The sequence below is a fragment of the Serratia sp. S4 genome, assembly GCF_000347995.1.
In the GTDB taxonomy this organism is placed as follows: Bacteria; Pseudomonadota; Gammaproteobacteria; order Enterobacterales; family Enterobacteriaceae; genus Serratia; species Serratia quinivorans.
The window spans coordinates 1,649,316-1,666,586 of record NZ_KB661120.1 but is presented as its reverse complement, the minus strand read 5'-3'; the positions used below and the strand labels follow the sequence as shown (position 1 = coordinate 1,666,586).

General features: G+C 55.0%; 15 protein-coding genes. 8 read left to right on the top strand and 7 right to left on the bottom strand.

The genetic code is table 11. The features are described 5' to 3' along the window. Positions 1–90: 90 nt before the first annotated feature. The 6 genes from SERS4_RS0108585 (at position 91) to sanA (ending at position 6,404) form a co-directional block, all read left to right on the top strand. Positions 91–1,314, top strand: a complete 1,224-nt coding sequence (locus tag SERS4_RS0108585) for an MFS transporter (protein ID WP_017892169.1) — start codon at positions 91–93, stop codon at positions 1,312–1,314. A gap of 136 nt (positions 1,315–1,450) precedes the next feature. Continuing rightward, on the top strand, positions 1,451–1,858 hold the full coding sequence (locus tag SERS4_RS0108580; protein WP_012006003.1) for a CidA/LrgA family protein: 408 nt from the start codon (positions 1,451–1,453) through the stop codon (positions 1,856–1,858). Continuing rightward, on the top strand, positions 1,855–2,550 hold the full coding sequence (locus SERS4_RS0108575) for a CidB/LrgB family autolysis modulator (RefSeq protein WP_017892168.1): 696 nt from the start codon (positions 1,855–1,857) through the stop codon (positions 2,548–2,550). Before SERS4_RS0108580 ends, SERS4_RS0108575 begins: the two co-directional genes overlap by 4 nt. Positions 2,551–2,687: 137 nt before the next feature. Beyond that, complete coding sequence (gene cdd, locus SERS4_RS0108570; RefSeq protein ID WP_017892167.1) at positions 2,688–3,572, top strand: cytidine deaminase; 885 nt, start codon at positions 2,688–2,690, stop codon at positions 3,570–3,572. A 221-nt stretch (positions 3,573–3,793) separates the two neighbouring features. Further along, the gene (locus SERS4_RS0108565) at positions 3,794–5,491 is read left to right on the top strand and encodes an NAD-dependent malic enzyme (RefSeq protein WP_012006000.1); all 1,698 of its coding nucleotides are present in this window, start codon (positions 3,794–3,796) and stop codon (positions 5,489–5,491) included. A gap of 169 nt (positions 5,492–5,660) precedes the next feature. Further along, the gene (gene sanA, locus SERS4_RS0108560) at positions 5,661–6,404 is read left to right on the top strand and encodes an outer membrane permeability protein SanA (protein ID WP_017892166.1); all 744 of its coding nucleotides are present in this window, start codon (positions 5,661–5,663) and stop codon (positions 6,402–6,404) included. A gap of 245 nt (positions 6,405–6,649) precedes the next feature. Here the strand turns inward: sanA and mglC are convergent, their stop codons facing one another. From mglC to SERS4_RS0108525, 7 genes are all read right to left on the bottom strand, one after another. Further along, entirely contained in the window at positions 6,650–7,660 is a 1,011-nt protein-coding gene (mglC, locus tag SERS4_RS0108555) for a galactose/methyl galactoside ABC transporter permease MglC (protein WP_012005998.1), read from the bottom strand. A gap of 11 nt (positions 7,661–7,671) precedes the next feature. Next, positions 7,672–9,180 carry a galactose/methyl galactoside ABC transporter ATP-binding protein MglA gene (gene mglA / locus SERS4_RS0108550; RefSeq protein WP_012005997.1) on the bottom strand — a complete coding sequence of 503 codons (1,509 nt, stop codon included), beginning with the start codon at positions 9,178–9,180 and terminating at the stop codon, positions 7,672–7,674. A gap of 165 nt (positions 9,181–9,345) precedes the next feature. Beyond that, positions 9,346–10,338 carry a galactose/glucose ABC transporter substrate-binding protein MglB gene (gene mglB / locus SERS4_RS0108545; RefSeq protein WP_012005996.1) on the bottom strand — a complete coding sequence of 331 codons (993 nt, stop codon included), beginning with the start codon at positions 10,336–10,338 and terminating at the stop codon, positions 9,346–9,348. 256 nt (positions 10,339–10,594) lie between these two features. Continuing rightward, a complete protein-coding gene (galS, locus tag SERS4_RS0108540) occupies positions 10,595–11,632 on the bottom strand; it encodes an HTH-type transcriptional regulator GalS (RefSeq protein WP_017892165.1) in 1,038 nt (345 codons plus the stop codon). A 129-nt stretch (positions 11,633–11,761) separates the two neighbouring features. Continuing rightward, the gene (gene yeiB, locus SERS4_RS0108535) at positions 11,762–12,943 is read right to left on the bottom strand and encodes a DUF418 domain-containing protein YeiB (RefSeq protein ID WP_017892164.1); all 1,182 of its coding nucleotides are present in this window, start codon (positions 12,941–12,943) and stop codon (positions 11,762–11,764) included. Positions 12,944–13,013: 70 nt separating this feature from the next. Further along, positions 13,014–13,679 (bottom strand): GTP cyclohydrolase I FolE, encoded by a 666-nt coding sequence (gene folE / locus SERS4_RS0108530; RefSeq protein WP_012005993.1) that lies wholly within the window; start codon positions 13,677–13,679, stop codon positions 13,014–13,016. A gap of 247 nt (positions 13,680–13,926) precedes the next feature. After that, entirely contained in the window at positions 13,927–15,084 is a 1,158-nt protein-coding gene (locus tag SERS4_RS0108525; RefSeq protein WP_017892163.1) for a YbfB/YjiJ family MFS transporter, read from the bottom strand. Between the two features lie 106 nt (positions 15,085–15,190). Here SERS4_RS0108525 and SERS4_RS0108520 point away from each other — a divergent pair, with 106 nt between their 5' ends. Together SERS4_RS0108520 and SERS4_RS0108515 are read left to right on the top strand one after the other, a co-directional pair. Further along, positions 15,191–16,108 (top strand): LysR family transcriptional regulator, encoded by a 918-nt coding sequence (locus SERS4_RS0108520; protein ID WP_017892162.1) that lies wholly within the window; start codon positions 15,191–15,193, stop codon positions 16,106–16,108. A gap of 26 nt (positions 16,109–16,134) precedes the next feature. Then, entirely contained in the window at positions 16,135–17,262 is a 1,128-nt protein-coding gene (locus SERS4_RS0108515; RefSeq protein ID WP_012005990.1) for an S-(hydroxymethyl)glutathione dehydrogenase/class III alcohol dehydrogenase, read from the top strand. The last annotated feature ends 9 nt before the right edge of the window (positions 17,263–17,271 follow it).

Here is a 17,271-nt window from a genome sequence, read left to right as displayed (position 1 = left end):
ATTTCATTCCTTGCGACAACGACAAAATCGGCCAAAATAAGCTATCTTATCCATACGGGTTTAATTACTGTATGCATAAACAGGTCTGACATGAAGGGATTCCCACCGCTGATCAACACATTGCTGGCCAGCTCGCTGGTATTGACCATTGGGCGTGGCGTCACGCTACCGTTCATTACCATCTATCTCACCGGGCATTTCCACCTGCTGCCGAAAAGCGTCGGTATTATTTTGGGCATCAGCCTGATGATCGGTATTTTCGCCAGTCTGTATGGCGGTTACCTGGTCGACAAGTTCAACAAAAACACCTTGATCCTGACGGCCATTTTACTGTTCGCCCTAAGTTTTTTCGCTATTCCGTGGATCCCGCGTCCGGGTGGGATCATCGTGGTATTGGCTATCCTGCATACCGCCTATTCGGTCCTGGGCATCACCATCAAGGCCTGTTTTGCCGACTGGCTACCGGTTGCACAACGTATCAAAGCCTTTTCAATCAACTACACGCTGGTGAACGTTGGCTGGGCGGTGGGCTCATCACTGGGGGTGATGGTGGCAGGGCTGAACCCATTGTTACCCTTCTACCTTTCCGGCGGATTGGCTTTATTCACAGTGACGGCATTGAGTTTTAGCCTGCACCGACAACGCACTACGCCGCCGGCAGCGACTGAGGCCGTGCCCTCTGCGCCGCCCAATTTCCGCCAGACGCTGACCATTCTGCGCAACGACCACCGGCTGATTTACTTTACTCTCGGCAGTACGCTTGGCGCGGTGGTTTTTGGCCAGTTCACCGGGTATTTATCGCAATACCTGATTCTGGTTTCCAACGCCGAGTTTGCCTATCAGGTCATTGGGGCGGTGATGATTGTTAATGCCTGCATCGTCATCGCGCTGCAGTATTTACTGAGCCGGGGCATGCGGCAGGAAAACATGCTGCGCTGGCTGGCGCTGGGCACCGTGTTTTTCATTCTGGGGCTGATCGGTTTTAGCCTGGCCGGGCAATCACTCTGGTTGTGGGCCATAGCTATGGCGATATTTACCCTGGGGGAAATTATCGTGATCCCGGTGGAGTATATGTTTATCGACTTTATCGCCCCACAGCATCTGAAAGGCAGTTACTACGGTGTGCAAAACCTCAGCGCTTTGGGCGGTGCCATCAACCCGGTGCTGTGCGGTTTTATACTCAGCTATGCCGCACCGCAAATGATGTTTGTGATGCTGATTGCTGCCGCATTGTTCAGCCTGCTATTCTTTTTCCTCGGCCATCGCCTGGCACAAAAGCAGCAATACCGCGCAGGCATCATCAGTACAAAATAAAGGCGCACCGGGCTTAACTACGGCTGTCAACCTGCCTGACAGGCATGGCAGCCATAGAGAGAATTCATGGTGTGATTTGTGGCGGAGGTCACAGTTTAATTGTATGATGAATGCATCGGTTAAACGGGATTAAGTTATGGCCAAGCTATTCACTCTGTGCTGGAAATACCTGAGGGCAATTGTCCTTATCTACCTTTGCTTATTCGCCGGCAATGCAATTGCGGCGCTGCTGCCGATCGCCATTCCCGGCAGCATTATCGGCATGCTGCTGCTGTTCGCCCTGCTCTCCACGCAAATTATGCCGGCCAGGTGGGTAAAACCCGGCTGTCATCTGCTGATCCGCTATATGGTGCTGTTGTTTGTGCCCATCGGCGTTGGCGTAATGAAATACTATGACCAGATCCTTGATCACCTCGGCCCGCTGGTGGTTTCCTGCATTATCAGCACCCTGATGGTGCTGGTGGTGGTGGGTTACACTTCGCATTATTTCCACCGGGAGCGTCGCATCGTCGGCAAACCGGATGCCGCGGAAGGTGAAAAATGATCCATGAAATCTGGTGGTCATTGCCGTTAACGCTGGCAGTCTACTTTGCCGCACGCAAGCTGGCGCAGTGGTTGAACATGCCGCTGCTGAACCCGCTGCTGGTATCCATGGCGGTGATCATTCCCCTGCTGTTACTGACCGGCATCCCTTATGAACGCTATTTTCAGGGCAGCAAAATCCTCAATGACTTATTGCAGCCCGCCGTCGTCGCGCTGGCCTACCCGCTGTATGAACAGCTGCACCAGATCCGCGCCCGTTGGAAATCCATTATCGCCATCTGCTTTATCGGCAGTATGACGGCCATGATCAGCGGCGGTGCCATCGCTTTATTGATGGGGGCGACTCCGGAAATTGCCGCTTCCATTATGCCCAAATCGGTTACGACCCCTATCGCCATGGCAGTGGCGGAATCGCTCGGCGGCATCCCGGCAATCAGCGCCGTCTGCGTAATCTTCGTCGGTATTCTCGGCGCAGTATTCGGGCATACATTATTTAAACTATTGAAAATCACCACTCGCTCGGCGAGAGGTTTGGCCATGGGTACCGCATCTCATGCACTGGGCACGGCTCGTTGCGCGGAAATGGACTATCAGGAAGGGGCATTCGGCTCTTTGGCGTTGGTGATCTGCGGGATCATTACCTCGCTGCTGGCCCCTTTCCTGTTCCCGGTACTGCTGCATATGTTCAGTTAAAACGGTTAAAACCTGCGATACATCTCGCAATTATGCTTTTCATTGCATTGATTTCATCAATAAAGAGATTTACATCACACTTTATTCACGCAAGGCTGCCTAGAATGTTATCCCGTTAACCTGTAGAGAGAGTTTCTATGCACCCGCGTTTTCAAACCGCTTTTGGCGAACTGCCCGCCACCTTGCAATCCGCCCTGCAGTCTTATATTGATGCGCCTGATTTCCCGGCCATGCTCAAGGCGGAACAAGTGGACGCGATCAAGCAGCGCTGCGGGCTGGATGATGATGCTCTGGCATTCGCTCTGCTGCCACTGGCGGCGGCCTGCTCGTTAGCGCCAATCTCACAATTTTATGTCGGTGCCATTGCCCGTGGGCAGAGCGGCAATCTGTATTTTGGTGCCAATATGGAATTCAGCGGCGCTCCGATGCAACAAACCATTCATGCGGAACAGTGTGCGGTGACCCACGCCTGGCTGCGCGGTGAACCCGCCCTGGCCTCCATCACCGTTAACTACACGCCTTGCGGCCACTGCCGTCAGTTTATGAACGAACTGAACAGCGGCGTCAGCCTTAAAATTCGTCTGCCCGGCCGTGAACCGGCAACGCTTGGCGATTACCTGCCGGACTCCTTCGGCCCGAAAGACCTGGATATCACTACGCTGCTGATGGACCAGGTCGATCATGGTTTCCAACTGGCGCTGACTGACGAACTGGAAAAAGCAGCGCTGGCCGCTGCCAATCAGAGCCACGCGCCCTACAGCAACGCCCACAGCGGCGTCGCACTCGAGGCTGAAGACGGCACAGTCTACACTGGCCGTTATGCGGAAAACGCCGCCTTCAACCCAAGTCTGCCGCCCCTGCAGGCCGCGCTGATTCTGATGAATGTTTCCGGCGACGACTGTCAGAAAGTAAAACGCGCCGTGCTGGCTGAGCCAGAAAGTGCCATTCTCACCCAATGGGATGCTACCCGTGCCACGCTGGCTGCCCTGGGCTGCCAAAATGTCAGCCGCATTACTTTCTGATCCTGACCCTGGCGGTGCCGCCCGGCACCGCTGTTAACAGCCCCGCCAGCCAAATACAATGGCATTCACGTCTTAAAACACTTTCTTTAGTTAAATTAGGATTTGATCGTCGATAATTACGCCAATTTACCTCATGATCCGATAACAATTGCTGTACATATTTCGCCGATCTTTTAGGATCACCCTTATAAAGTTATCCGATACGTTGAAGAGCAAAAGTCATGGAACTTGAATACGAAAGCAAACGCCCTCTCTACATCCCTTATGCCGGCCCGATCCTGTTGGAATTCCCACTGCTGAATAAAGGCAGTGCCTTCACCGAAGAAGAGCGCAACCATTTCAACCTGCAAGGCTTGTTGCCCGACGCGGTGGAAACCATTGAAGAACAGGCTGAGCGCGCCTATCGCCAATATCAGGATTTCAAAAACGACAGCGATAAGCACATTTACCTGCGCAACATTCAGGACACCAACGAAACCCTGTTCTACCGCCTGCTGGACTCCCACCTGAGCGAAATGATGCCGATCATCTACACGCCAACGGTGGGTGAGGCCTGCGAGCACTTCTCCGATATTTACCGCCGGGCACGCGGGTTGTTTATCTCCTACCCGAACCGCGATCGCATTGACGACATGCTGCAAAACGCCACCAAACAAAACGTCAAAGTGATTGTCGTCACCGACGGCGAACGTATTCTCGGCCTGGGCGACCAGGGCATTGGCGGCATGGGCATTCCTATCGGCAAGCTTTCGCTGTATACCGCCTGCGGTGGTATCAGCCCGGCCTATACCCTGCCGGTAGTGCTGGACGTGGGTACCAACAACCCACAGCGCCTGAACGATCCGCTGTATATGGGGTGGCGTCATCCACGCATTTCCGGTGATGAATACCACGCTTTCGTTGAAGAGTTTATTCAGGCGGTGAAACGCCGCTGGCCTAACGTGCTGTTGCAGTTCGAGGATTTCGCTCAGAACAACGCGACTCCGCTGCTGAACCGCTATCGTGACGAAATCTGCTGCTTTAACGACGATATTCAGGGTACCGCAGCGGTTACGCTGGGTAGCCTGATTGCCGCCAGCCGCGCTGCGGGCAGCCAATTGCGTGACCAAACCGTGACCTTCCTGGGTGCCGGTTCCGCCGGCTGCGGCATTGCCGAGCAAATTATCGCCCAGATGAAATCCGAAGGTCTGAGCGAAGACGAAGCGCGCGCCCGCGTGTTCATGGTTGACCGTTTTGGTCTGCTGACCGACAAACTGCCTAACCTGCTCGATTTCCAAAGCAAGCTGGTGCAAAAAAGCGAAAACCTGACCGCATGGCAGACCCAAAGCGATGCCATCTCGCTGTTGGACGTAGTACGTAACGCCAAGCCCACCATTTTGATCGGCGTTTCCGGCCAGCCGGGTCTGTTCACCGAAGAACTGATCCGCGAAATGCACAAGCATTGCCCGCGGCCGATCGTAATGCCGCTGTCCAACCCGACTTCACGCGTGGAAGCCCGCCCGGAAGACATCATCAACTGGACCGAAGGCGCTGCGCTGGTCGCCACCGGCAGCCCGTTCGCACCGGTACACTATAAAGAGCAACAGATCCCGATTGCCCAATGCAACAACTCCTATATCTTCCCGGGGATTGGTCTGGGTGTGTTAGCCTCTGGCGCGACCCGTGTAACGGACGCGATGCTGATGGCCGCCAGCCGGGCACTGGCCGAGTGTTCGCCGCTGGCCACCGACGGGCATGGCGCACTGTTACCGGATATTGACGATATTCAGGGCGTGTCAAAATGCATCGCGATGGAAGTGGGTAAAGCGGCTCAACTGCAGGGAATGGCGGTAGTCACTTCTGAAGAAGCGCTGTCGAAAGCCATCGAACACAACTTCTGGCGCCCGCAATACCGCAGCTACAAGCGCACCTCTTTCTGATTTGCACAAGCAAGATGATAAAGTCCGGCTCGCCGGACTTTTTTTATGGCCGAAAACGCCTAAAAATGCGGCGCAATGCGTGCCAGAAGGGGGACAAGCTTGCTTCAAGTAGTCAGGTAAAGTAGCCTTGAACCATCTTTTTTGGCCACGGTGCGCGTAAGGCAATAACATGTGGAAACGCCTGATAATCGGCTTGTTTGTCATCGCTGCATTGCTGATGCTCTCGGCTATCGCGCTCGATCGTTGGATCAGCTGGAAAACGGCACCTTTCGTCTATGACGAACTGCAAGGGCTGCCCCATCGCCAGGTCGGCGTAGTACTGGGTACCGCCAAATATTACCGTACCGGCGTGATCAACCAATATTACCGCTACCGCATTCAGGGGGCGATCAACGCCTACAACAGCGGCAAAGTTAAATACCTGCTACTGAGCGGTGACAATGCCCAGCAAAGCTACAACGAACCCATGACCATGCGCCGCGATTTAATCGCCGCCGGCGTGGCGCCCAGCGATATCGTGCTGGATTACGCCGGGTTCCGCACCCTGGATTCGATCGTACGTACCCGCAAGGTGTTCGACACCAACGACTTTATCATCATCACCCAACGCTTCCACTGTGAACGTGCGCTGTTTATCGCGCTGCATATGGGGATCCAGGCGCAGTGCTACGCGGTACCCTCACCAAAAGATATGATGACAGTGCGTGTGCGCGAGATCTTCGCCCGCCTTGGCGCGCTGACCGATTTGTACATCCTCAAACGTGAACCGCGCTTCCTCGGCCCGCTGATCCCGATCTCCGCCATGCACACCATCCCGGAGGACGCCCAGGGGTATCCGGCGGTATCACCGGAACAATTGGTCGAGCTGGAACACAAGCTGGAAGCGGAAAAGCAAAAGGCCAAACAGCCTTAATTGCCCCTTAATAAAACAAAAGGCGGCCAGGGCAGTAATGCTTGTAAGTTAAGGTGATATTGTTCCCTCTCCTTTGGGAGAGGGTTAGGGTGAGGGGATACAAACCAACGCAAAAGCCCCTCACCCCGGCCCTCTCCCTTGGGAGAGGGAGACGCCCACTTAAACAACATCGTACATTCTTATTCAGAACTTTGCTTAACTGACCGGCATTACAGCATTTGCTGGCCGTTTTTTCGCAGAGACTTTTACTTCTTCTTGGCGTACTTCAGTGAATCCAGCGCTACCGCGAAGATAATGATGCCGCCCTTGATGATGTACTGCCAGTAAGGGTTAACACCAATGTAGGTCAGGCCGTAGTTGATGACGGTGAAGATGATCACCCCGGTCACCACTCCCAATACCGTACCGACCCCACCGGCAAAGGACACCCCACCGACCACGCAGGCAGCAATCGCATCCAACTCATACATAAAGCCGAGGTTGTTGGTAGCACTGCCGATACGGCCCGCTTCCAACAAGCCGCCAAACGCATAGAACACGCCAGACAGCGCATAAATCATGATCAGGTTCAACGGCACGTTCACGCCGGAAACCTTTGCCGCCTCAGGGTTGCCACCGATGGCGAAGATGTTTTTGCCGAAGCGGGTTTTATTCCACAGGATCCAGACAAAAATAATCGCAATAATGGCGTAGAAGGTAATGTACGACAGCTTAAAGTCGCCAAAGCGCAGGAACCCCTGAGCAAAGGTGGAGAACTTGGGATCAAACCCCGCCACTGGCGATGCACCAACAGAGTCGTAATACAGCGAGTTAATGCCGTACACGATAATCATGGTACCCAAAGTGGTAATAAACGGCGTCACGTTCAGATAGGCGATGATCAAACCGTTCACCAGACCAATCACCGCGCCCACGGCACACACCAGCAGGATCACCAACGGAATCGACCAGGTTTCCATATGCGGAAACACCTTGTTGACGTTATCCATCGACTGCAACAACGTCGCCGCGATCACCGCCGCCAACCCAACCTGACGCCCGGCGGACAGGTCCGTCCCCTGGGTAACAATCAGCCCTGCCACACCCAGTGCAATAATAATGCGCACCGAAGACTGCGTCAGAATGTTGCTCAGGTTCATTAAGCTGAGGAAAGTCGGATCCTGGATAATAATAATTGCCAGCAGCACCAGCAATACCACGTAAATGCCACCTTCCTTAAAATAGGTGAACAAAGTTTTCTTATTCAGCGCGTTCATAATTCTGATCCTTAAAGGTGCAGGGATGCGAGACGTAAAATTTCATTTTGCGAGGTCTGTTTGGTATTAACGATGCCCGCAACCTGACCATTACTCATCACCAGTATTCTGTCGGTAATTCCCAAAAGCTCCGGCATTTCAGACGAGACAATAATGATCCCCTTGCCCTTCTTCGCCAGTTCGGTCATCAACTGATAAATTTCGAATTTGGCGCCAACGTCAATACCGCGCGTCGGTTCATCCAGCATCAATATTTCCGGTTGGGTCAGCAGCCAACGGCCGATGATCACCTTCTGCTGGTTACCGCCGGACAGCGAGCCGATGTTGGTATGATGACCCGGGGTCTTGACCCGCATGGCATCGATCACCCATTGGGTGTCGCTTTTCATTCGGGCATTATCCAGCAGGCCGATTTTATTTTTATAGTTACGGATATTGGAGATCAGCGAGTTAAAACCGACATCCAGATAAGCGTAAATCCCGGTGGAACGGCGCTCTTCCGTCACCAGAGCAAAACCGTGGTTAATCGCTTCATTGGCGCTGTGGTTGTTGATGGCCTTGCCGTGCAGCTTGATGGTGCCCGCAATTTTTTCGCGGATGCCGAACAGCGTCTCCAGAATATCGGTACGCTTGGCCCCCACCAATCCGGCAATGCCGAGGATCTCACCCTGATGCAGATCGAAGGAGATATCGCGAATCGAAGGCTGGCGCATTGAGGTCAGGCCCTTCACCTCCAGGATCACCTCGCCCGGCGTATTTTGCCGATCGGGGAAACGCTGGCTGAGCGATCGCCCCACCATCATCGAAATGATCTTGTCCATATCCAGCCCTTCCAGCGGCTGGGTGGCGATCCACTGGCCATCGCGCAGGATGGTGATTTCGTCGCACAGTTGGAAAATCTCTTCCATTTTGTGCGAAATATAGACGATGCCGCAGCCGCGCTCTTTCAGCTTACGGATAATGGTGAACAGATGATTCACCTCTTTTTCCGTCAGCGAAGAGGTTGGCTCATCCATAATCACAATCTTGGCGTCGTAGGAGAAAGCCTTGGCAATTTCGATCATCTGCATCTGCGATACCGATAACGTGCCCACTTTATCCCGTGGGTTGATATCAATATCCAGCTCGTCGAATATCGCCTGGGTGTCCTTCAACATTTTGTCCTGATCGACAAACATGCCCTTGGTCGGGTAGCGTCCCAACCACATGTTATCCATCACGGTACGCTGCAACACCAGGTTCAACTCCTGATGCACCATTGAAACACCGTGTTCCAGCGCCTCTTTGGAGCTTTTGAAGTCAATTTCCTGGCCCTGAAAAATAATACTGCCGGCATCTTTTTTATAAATGCCGAACAGGCATTTTAATAATGTCGATTTCCCCGCGCCGTTCTCCCCCATTAATGCATGAATGGAGTGCGGACGAACGCGCAGATTCACATTATCCAATGCCTTGACGCCGGGAAATGACTTACTGATATCGGTCATTTCCAGCAGAAATTCGCGTGGGCTGTCGGCCATAAATACACCTGGCTATGTTACCCGTCGCCTTTCAAGACTCAGCATGGCTAGCTGCAACTTGAAATTCATCGGGTATAGGCTGTGATTTGAAGAATAAATTTCCCCGCCTGCGGCTTTCCTGGTGTTGGCGCTGGGCAGCGCACCTCAGGCGGGGTCATTCAGAACTTACTTAATAAACTGAGACAGGTTGTCTTTATCTACGCCAACGTAAGCAATGCGCACCACTTTATTTTCAATCTTATATTGGGTGCCATCGGCGGCCGGTTTGCCCGCAGCCAGGTTTTTCGCCAGTTCGAAAGTGGCTTTAGCCTGATTGTCGGCATCGTTCAGTACTGTCCCTGCCATAGCGCCGGATTTCACCATCGCCAGCGCTTCTGGCAACGCATCCACACCGAATACCGGAATGCTGGATTTGTTATGCGCTTTCAGCGCTTCTACCGCGCCCATTGCCATCGCATCGTTGTTGGCAATCACCACTTCTATTTTGTTGGCATTAGGGCCGGACAGCCAGGCATCCATCTTATCTTTGGCCTGGGCGGTGTCCCACATTGCGGTGTCCATCTGCAATGCTTGCGTCTTGATACCGTCGTCGTTCAGCGTTTTAGTCACGTAGGTGGTACGCGCTTCAGCATCCGGGTGGCCTGGCTCACCTTTGAGCAACACATACTGAATCTGACCATCTTTGTTCAGATCCCAGTTCGGGTTAGCCTTCCAGTGCTTCTCGATCAGTTTGCCCTGGATCACACCGGACTCTTTAGAGTCGGTCCCCACGTAATAAGCTTTGTCATAGCTGTCCAGCGCTTTACGGGAAGGCTCTTTGTTGTAGAACACGATAGGGATATCGTTTGCGCGCGCCTTATCAATCACCACCGGGGCGGCTGCCGGGTCAACCAGGTTGATGGCCAGTGCTTTAACGCCCTTGGCGATCAGCACGTCAATCTGATCGTTTTGTTTGGATTGGTCATTCTGCGAGTCATTCATCAGCAAGGTGACGTCCGGAGAGGCCTTGGCGTCTTTCTCGATAGCCTTGCGTACCACCGACATAAAGTTGTCGTCATATTTATAAATTGTGACGCCAATACGGGTATCTGCATGTGCTGCGGCGCCAAACATCATGGCTGCGGCCGTCGCGGCCAGGGTGAAAACCTTCTTATTCATTGTGTGTCTCCGGTTTATGTAGGGTCTTGCTCGGTGTTAGGCCAAAGGTAACCGGTGGCGAATGCACAACCGGGCCTGGCAGTTTCCCTGTCATCCGTGAATCATGTTATTCCTGAAAAGTGTGGTGCCAGCGCGAGGTAAAGAACAGCAGCGGCAAGTGCCTTTGCGCTGGAAAACGACTAGAGCATAGACGGCGTGATGTTAATAATCTGTGAATTTTCTCACAGATTGAAAACGGTTACACAAGATTAAATGTTCAGAGAGTGACCGCTGCCTCAATTTGCCACGGAGCCACAGAATGGCGGCGTACCAGAGTGGGCATAAACAAATGGCGGTCCTGCGGCTCCAGCCGCCCTGCCGCACCCAGCAGGGCCAACTCGGTGGCCAGCGTCGCCATGGTTACAATGGGATAACGCACCGTGGTGAGCTTGGGGCTGGTATAGCGTGCAATGGGGATATCATCGAACCCCACCAGCGAGAAATTTTGCGGTACTGTGATAGCGTTTTCTTTCAGCACCGCCATGGCACCGGCGGCCATGGCATCGTTGTAAGCAAACACCGCGCTCAAATGCAGGTTACGCCCGAGTAACTCGACCATTGCCGCTTCCCCACCCTGCAAATCCGGCGAACCATAGGCACGCCAATTGTCCGGCGTAACCAATCCAGCCGCAGCCATCGCCTGCGTATAGCCCTGCTGGCGCAGCGGCCCGTCTTCTATCGGGTGGTTGGAGCCCAGATAGCCAATGCGCTGATGCCCCTGCGACAGCAGCAAACGCATTGCCATCTCCGCGCCGCTGACGTTGTCCAGGCCAACGCAGCGATGCTCATAGCCGGTAATGATACGGTTGATCAACACCATGCCCGGCACCTGGTCGAGGAAAGTCATCAATTCGGCATCACACAGCGCTTTTGCATGCACAATCAAGGCATTACAGCGCTGGCGAATCAGCACTTCGATAGCGTGACGCTCTTTGTCTGCCTGATGATAACTGTTGCCGATCAGCAAATATTTGTGGTGTTGCTGCGCTACGGTGTCTACCGCTTTCACCAGCGCACCAAAGAAAGGATCGGAGACGTCCATCACCACCACCCCGAGGGTATCGCTGCTCTGGGTGGCCAGTGCCTGTGCATTGGCGTTGGGCCGATAACCCAGTTCAGCCACCGCCTTAAGCACCTGTTCACGCGTCTCTTTACTGGTCAGGGCGCTGTGGTTCAGCACGCGGGAAACGGTCGCCACGGACACGCCCGCACGCTTCGCCACGTCGCGAATGGTGGTTGGGTGAACAGAGGTCATGAAAAATCCTGAGGTCGGGGTAGTTGACAGTGGCGCTATCCTACCCCGTTTGTCATCCTCCTCTGCGTGAATCCCGTCACAGGAAAGAAAACGTTTACATACATTTTTTTAACCTACCTGCGCCAGATCTCAATTCACTCCCTTAGGCTCCGTGTTACCGGCGGCCAGAGAGGTCAGTTTGCGCCATAGCCATTCCACCGGCCCCTGGGCGAAGTAACGCAACCACAGGTTAGAAAACAACAGGTTAGCCAACCAGACCAGCGGCACAAACGCCAGCAGTTGCAGGCGGTCGAACTGTTGATACAGGCCAAAGCGATAGAACAGCGTGGTACAGATCAGCGTTTGCAGCAGGTAATTGCTCAGCGCCATGCGCCCAATCTGAGTCAACCAATGCCCAATGCGCAGCCGCGACAGCGTCGGCCAGAAACCGTAACACAGTGCCAGATAGCCCATGGCCTGCAGCGGAGCGCCCAGTTCGCGCGGTACCTGCAATAAAAAGCCGCTCCAGCGGTAGTCCCAGTGAAGATGCCATTGCAACGCCACCGCCGGCAGTTGGATCAGCAATGAAAGCGGTATCAGCCAGGCAGCCTGACGGCGATAGTAACCCGGCGAATAGGTGCCACGCAGCCAACCGCTGCGCATCAGTCCGGCACCAAACAGCATCAGCCCCGCCAACTCCCAGCCGTATTGCGCACCAATCGCCAACAGGCTGGACGAGAGCAGATCGGTACGGCTACGCCAAGCCTCCATACCGCCCTGCAGCTTCCAAAATTTTTCATACTGCAGTTCCGCCACGCCGGGCTGCCAGAAACCGCCCGGCTCACCGTGCGAGATAAAGCCCAGCAACAGCAGAACCCCGACGCCGATCAGGTAGAGCACTACGCCGGTTTTCAATAGCTGATAGGTTTCTTTGGCATCGCGGATCATCCGCCAGCACACCAGCCCGATCAGGCCATAGGCCAACAGGATATCGCCGCCCCAAAGGAAAATGGCATGCGCCAAACCAAACAGCACCAACCACGACAGTCGCGCACGTATCCAGCCCTTGCCGCGCCGCAGCAGCATCTGCAAGCCGGCACCAAACAATAAGGCAAACATCGCCAGAAACTTGGCCTGGGCGAAAATATCCAACAGCGCCCAGGTCCAGGCGTCACGCGATGATGGCAGCCCCAGATAGGCAGGATTCAGGTAGGCCGCCTTCGGCAGGCCAAAGGCGCTGATATTCAGCAGCAGAATGCCAAGGATGGCGATACCGCGCACACAGTCCAGAGTGGCGATGCGCGGCAGCGGTGTGGTCGAAGGGTTGCTCATTATTTTATCGCTGTATTCCGGCCATTAAAAAGGCGCCCGCAGGCGCCTGTTCTTATTCGTTAACCCCGTATCACCCCTGGTGATGTCGCACCGCACGCAGGAATTCCTGACGGGTGTTCTGGCTGGACTTGAACAGCCCACCCAGCGAGGTGGTGGTGGTGGCGCTGGTCGCGTCACGGATACCACGCGCCTTAACACAATAATGGACCGCATCAATCGATACTGCCACGTTATTGGTGCCCAGCAGGGTTTGCAATGCCACCAGGATCTGTTGAGTCAGACGCTCCTGCACCTGTGGGCGCTGGGAGAAAAATTGCACGATACGGTTGATTTTCGACAGGCCGATCACCGCATCTTTCGGAATGTAAGCCACGGTCGCTTTACCGTCGATTGTCACGAAATGGTGCTCACAGGTGCTGGTCAGGGTAATGTCGCGCACCGTCACCATTTCATCTACCTTCATCTTGTTTTCGATGACGGTAATTTTTGGGAAATTCGCGTAGTCCAGGCCGGAGAAAATTTCATCGACATACATCTTGGCAATGCGATGCGGGGTTTCCGCCAGGCTATCGTCGGACAGATCGAGATTAAGCAGCTGCATGATTTCCGTCATGTGCTCTTTAATACGGCGCTTGCGCGTCTCGCGATCCAGCACTTCACCACGCAACGGGGTTTCCAGGCCACGCTCTTCGAGCGCCGCATGAACCAGAACAGCTTCTTTACTTAATGATGTCATTTCATCTCTCCAACGGACCTGAACTCGCCAATCCGGCTGCTTTACCGAGCAGACTGGTGAATTGCATACTCTCCTGACGGCAGAGGTTTCCGTCATTGGTAACGTGAACCCGGTCAAGATTTTGACCCCACTCTAGATGAGAGTGAGGGGATTATCCAGCGATTGTGCTTCATCAGCAGGTGAAATATTCGCATTTAGCACAATCAGGCCCGCTGCGGCTATTCCACGTTTTTTGTACGGAATTTAATCACAGCGCCGTCGGTTTTCGTGCCAGCTCGCGCGTCGGGGTATTCACCACCAGCAGGCCGGCAACGATCAGCGCCACCACGGCGACATATAACGCCGGTTCCAACCGATGGGTCAAGGCAGTGGATAGCGCCGACAGCGTCGGGCCGACCAACTGACCAATCGCATAGCCGGTGGTCAACAGTCCCGCCATGTAACGCGCATGATTAGGTGCCAGTTCCCTGCCGTGCTGGATCGACAGCTGCACCACGCTGAGGAAACCACCACCGGTCAACAATGCCCCCAAAGCCAGTCCGGCCACCCCAGGCACGATTTCCGCACTCAAGACCCCCAATGCCTGTACCCACAGAGTCATGGCCAGACGCGTTTGGGTGGTCAGCTTGTGACGGGTCAGGATGCCAATGACAATCCCCAGCACCGCCGCACCGCCGAAGACAGGCCAGACAAATTGCGCGAACACGCTACCGGGAAAACGTGCGGCGGCCATTTGCGACAGAAAGGTGGCCGGCAGAATATAGCCAAAACCCGCCAGGCTGTAGCTCAATACCAGCCGCTTCAGCGCCGGAGTCAACAGCAGAGGCTCCGGTGCCACATCAGGACGATGCAATTCACCGGCCTTAGGCAGGTTAATGCTGATTGCGCCAATCAACACCAGCGCCAACACGCCATACACCAGCCAGGCCTGAGACGCCGTCAGCGCCAGGCTGTGAATGCCTACCGCCAGCATGCCGCTGATAAAAATCCCGGCACCCGGCCCGGCGAAGACCGCCGCACTGAGCGCCGGCCGGCCATAGTGAGCCAGCCGTTCGTTGGTCCAGGCCGCCACCAGCACCATCGCCCAGCCGCTGGCCCAACCAATCAGGAAACGCACGGCACCGTGCCACCATTCGCCCTGCACCCAGGCCGAAAGCAAGGTCAAGATTACCGCCCCCCACACCCCCAGCCACAGCCGACGTTCAACATGTCGGTTGGCACGCATCGCGTCATAGGCGCCACACAGATAACCCAGGTAGTTAATGGCCGCCACCAGTCCGGCCCCGGTCAGAGTGAACTGGTGCTCGGCAATCATCAGCGGTACCTGTGGGGTAAAGGCGAAGCGACCAATTCCCATGGCTACGATCAATGCAATAAAACCACTCAGGGCAATTCTTAAGGCCATGTAGAGTATCCAGACTGTTAAAAGAAAGTTGCCAGTATCATGCCGCAGTATTACACTCACAAAAACTGAATAATACTCATCAAGTTCATCACGAAAAGAGAAGACAATGGATCTCACCCAGCTCCGCATGTTCTGCAGCGTCGCCGAAACCGGCTCCGTCGCCCGTGCCGCCGAGCAGTTGCACCGCGTACCTTCGAATCTGACCACCCGCCTGCGTCAGCTCGAACAGGAACTGGGCACCGATCTGTTCATCCGCGAAAAACAGCGCCTGCGCCTTTCGCCGATGGGCCATAACTTTCTCTGCTACGCCAACCGCATTCTGGCCCTGAGTGAAGAAGCGATGAGCATCACCCATGCCGGCGAGCCGGCAGGTAACTTCGCCATAGGTTCGATGGAAAGCACCGCCGCCACCCGCTTGCCAACGTTACTGGCAGCCTATCACCAACGTTTCTCACAGGTGTCACTGTCGCTGACCACCGGTACCTCCGGCGAGATCACCGAACGGGTACGCGCCGGTACGCTGGCGGCGGCACTGGTCGATGGGCCGGTACAGTATGACGAACTCAATGGCTGTATCGCTTTCCCCGAACATATGGTGGTGATCTCATGCCTCGATCACCTGCCGATCCATAGCGCCAAAGACGCCAAGGGCGAAACGCTGTTTGCCTTCCGCGCCAGTTGCTCTTACCGCCTGCGGCTGGAGTCCTGGTTCAAGCGCGAAGGCGTATTGCCGGGCCAGGTGATGGAAATCCAGTCTTACCACGCCATGCTGGCCTGCGTCGCCAGCGGCGCCGGGCTGGCGATGATCCCGCATTCGGTGCTGAGCCTGCTGCCGGGCCATGAACGGGTAAAAGTGCATACTCTTCCGGACGACATCGCCCAAACCGCCACCTGGTTACTGTGGCGGCGTGATGCCTTCGGCCCGAACGTTCGCGCCCTGAAAGAATTAATTATTGAACAGGCAGAAACCCTCTCGGTTGAAAATACTGCCTGCGATTTACCCAATGCTATCGACATAGCCTGATTAAAAATAGACCACTGGAGACTATGATGGAAATGATCAAAACCCGTGCCGCCGTTGCCTGGGGCCCGAACCAGCCGCTGAAAATCGAAGAAGTGGATCTGATGCCGCCGCAAAAAGGCGAAGTGCTGGTGCGGATCGTCGCCACCGGCGTCTGCCATACCGACGCCTACACCCTGTCCGGTGCCGATCCTGAAGGCGTATTCCCGGCGATCCTCGGCCATGAAGGCGGCGGCGTGGTAGAAGCCATCGGTGAAGGCGTAACCAGCGTAGCGGTTGGCGATCACGTGATCCCGTTGTACACGCCGGAATGCGGCGAGTGCAAATTCTGTAAATCCGGCAAAACCAACCTGTGTCAGGCGATCCGTGCTACCCAGGGCAAAGGCCTGATGCCGGATGGCACCACCCGTTTCTTCAAAGACGGTAAGCCTATCTTCCACTACATGGGCACTTCCACCTTCTCCGAATACACCGTAGTGCCGGAAATCTCACTGGCAAAAATAAGTAAAGAAGCCCCGCTGGAAGAAGTCTGCCTGCTGGGCTGCGGCGTCACCACCGGCATGGGCGCGGTAATCAACACCGCCAAAGTGCAAAAAGGCGATACCGTGGCCATCTTCGGCCTCGGCGGCATCGGTCTGTCGGCAATCATCGGCGCACAGATGGCGGGTGCAGGCCGCATCATCGGCATCGATATCAACACCAGCAAGTTCGACCTGGCGCGCAAGCTGGGTGCCACCGACCTGATTAACCCGAAAGACTACGATAAACCTATTCAAGACGTGATCGTCGAACTGACCGACGGCGGCGTTGATTTCTCCTTCGAATGTATCGGCAACGTCAACGTGATGCGCTCGGCGCTGGAATGCTGCCACAAAGGCTGGGGCGAATCGGTGATTATCGGCGTTGCCGGTGCCGGTCAGGAAATTTCTACCCGTCCGTTCCAACTGGTGACCGGTCGCGTATGGCGCGGTTCCGCCTTTGGTGGCGTGAAGGGCCGTTCGCAACTGCCGGGCATCGTCCAGCGTTATATGGACGGCGAGTTCGCGCTAAATGACTTTATTACCCACACCATGGGGCTGGAGCAGATTAACGAAGCGTTCGATTTGATGCACGAAGGCAAATCCATCCGTTCCGTTATTCACTTCGACAAAAAATAAGCCAGGAGG

What these genes read in the sequence shown, in the direction of transcription:
- SERS4_RS0108525 (WP_017892163.1), bottom strand. Translation starts at nt 15,084, where the DNA reads ATGGCCTTAAGAATTGCCCTGAGTGGTTTTATTGCATTGATCGTAGCC.
- folE (WP_012005993.1), bottom strand. Translation starts at nt 13,679, where the DNA reads ATGACATCATTAAGTAAAGAAGCTGTTCTGGTTCATGCGGCGCTCGAA.
- SERS4_RS0108580 (WP_012006003.1), top strand. Translation starts at nt 1,451, where the DNA reads ATGGCCAAGCTATTCACTCTGTGCTGGAAATACCTGAGGGCAATTGTC.
- yeiB (WP_017892164.1), bottom strand. Translation starts at nt 12,943, where the DNA reads ATGAGCAACCCTTCGACCACACCGCTGCCGCGCATCGCCACTCTGGAC.
- SERS4_RS0108565 (WP_012006000.1), top strand. Translation starts at nt 3,794, where the DNA reads ATGGAACTTGAATACGAAAGCAAACGCCCTCTCTACATCCCTTATGCC.
- mglB (WP_012005996.1), bottom strand. Translation starts at nt 10,338, where the DNA reads ATGAATAAGAAGGTTTTCACCCTGGCCGCGACGGCCGCAGCCATGATG.
- SERS4_RS0108520 (WP_017892162.1), top strand. Translation starts at nt 15,191, where the DNA reads ATGGATCTCACCCAGCTCCGCATGTTCTGCAGCGTCGCCGAAACCGGC.
- sanA (WP_017892166.1), top strand. Translation starts at nt 5,661, where the DNA reads ATGTGGAAACGCCTGATAATCGGCTTGTTTGTCATCGCTGCATTGCTG.
- SERS4_RS0108575 (WP_017892168.1), top strand. Translation starts at nt 1,855, where the DNA reads ATGATCCATGAAATCTGGTGGTCATTGCCGTTAACGCTGGCAGTCTAC.
- mglC (WP_012005998.1), bottom strand. Translation starts at nt 7,660, where the DNA reads ATGAACGCGCTGAATAAGAAAACTTTGTTCACCTATTTTAAGGAAGGT.
- cdd (WP_017892167.1), top strand. Translation starts at nt 2,688, where the DNA reads ATGCACCCGCGTTTTCAAACCGCTTTTGGCGAACTGCCCGCCACCTTG.
- mglA (WP_012005997.1), bottom strand. Translation starts at nt 9,180, where the DNA reads ATGGCCGACAGCCCACGCGAATTTCTGCTGGAAATGACCGATATCAGT.
- galS (WP_017892165.1), bottom strand. Translation starts at nt 11,632, where the DNA reads ATGACCTCTGTTCACCCAACCACCATTCGCGACGTGGCGAAGCGTGCG.
- SERS4_RS0108585 (WP_017892169.1), top strand. Translation starts at nt 91, where the DNA reads ATGAAGGGATTCCCACCGCTGATCAACACATTGCTGGCCAGCTCGCTG.
- SERS4_RS0108515 (WP_012005990.1), top strand. Translation starts at nt 16,135, where the DNA reads ATGGAAATGATCAAAACCCGTGCCGCCGTTGCCTGGGGCCCGAACCAG.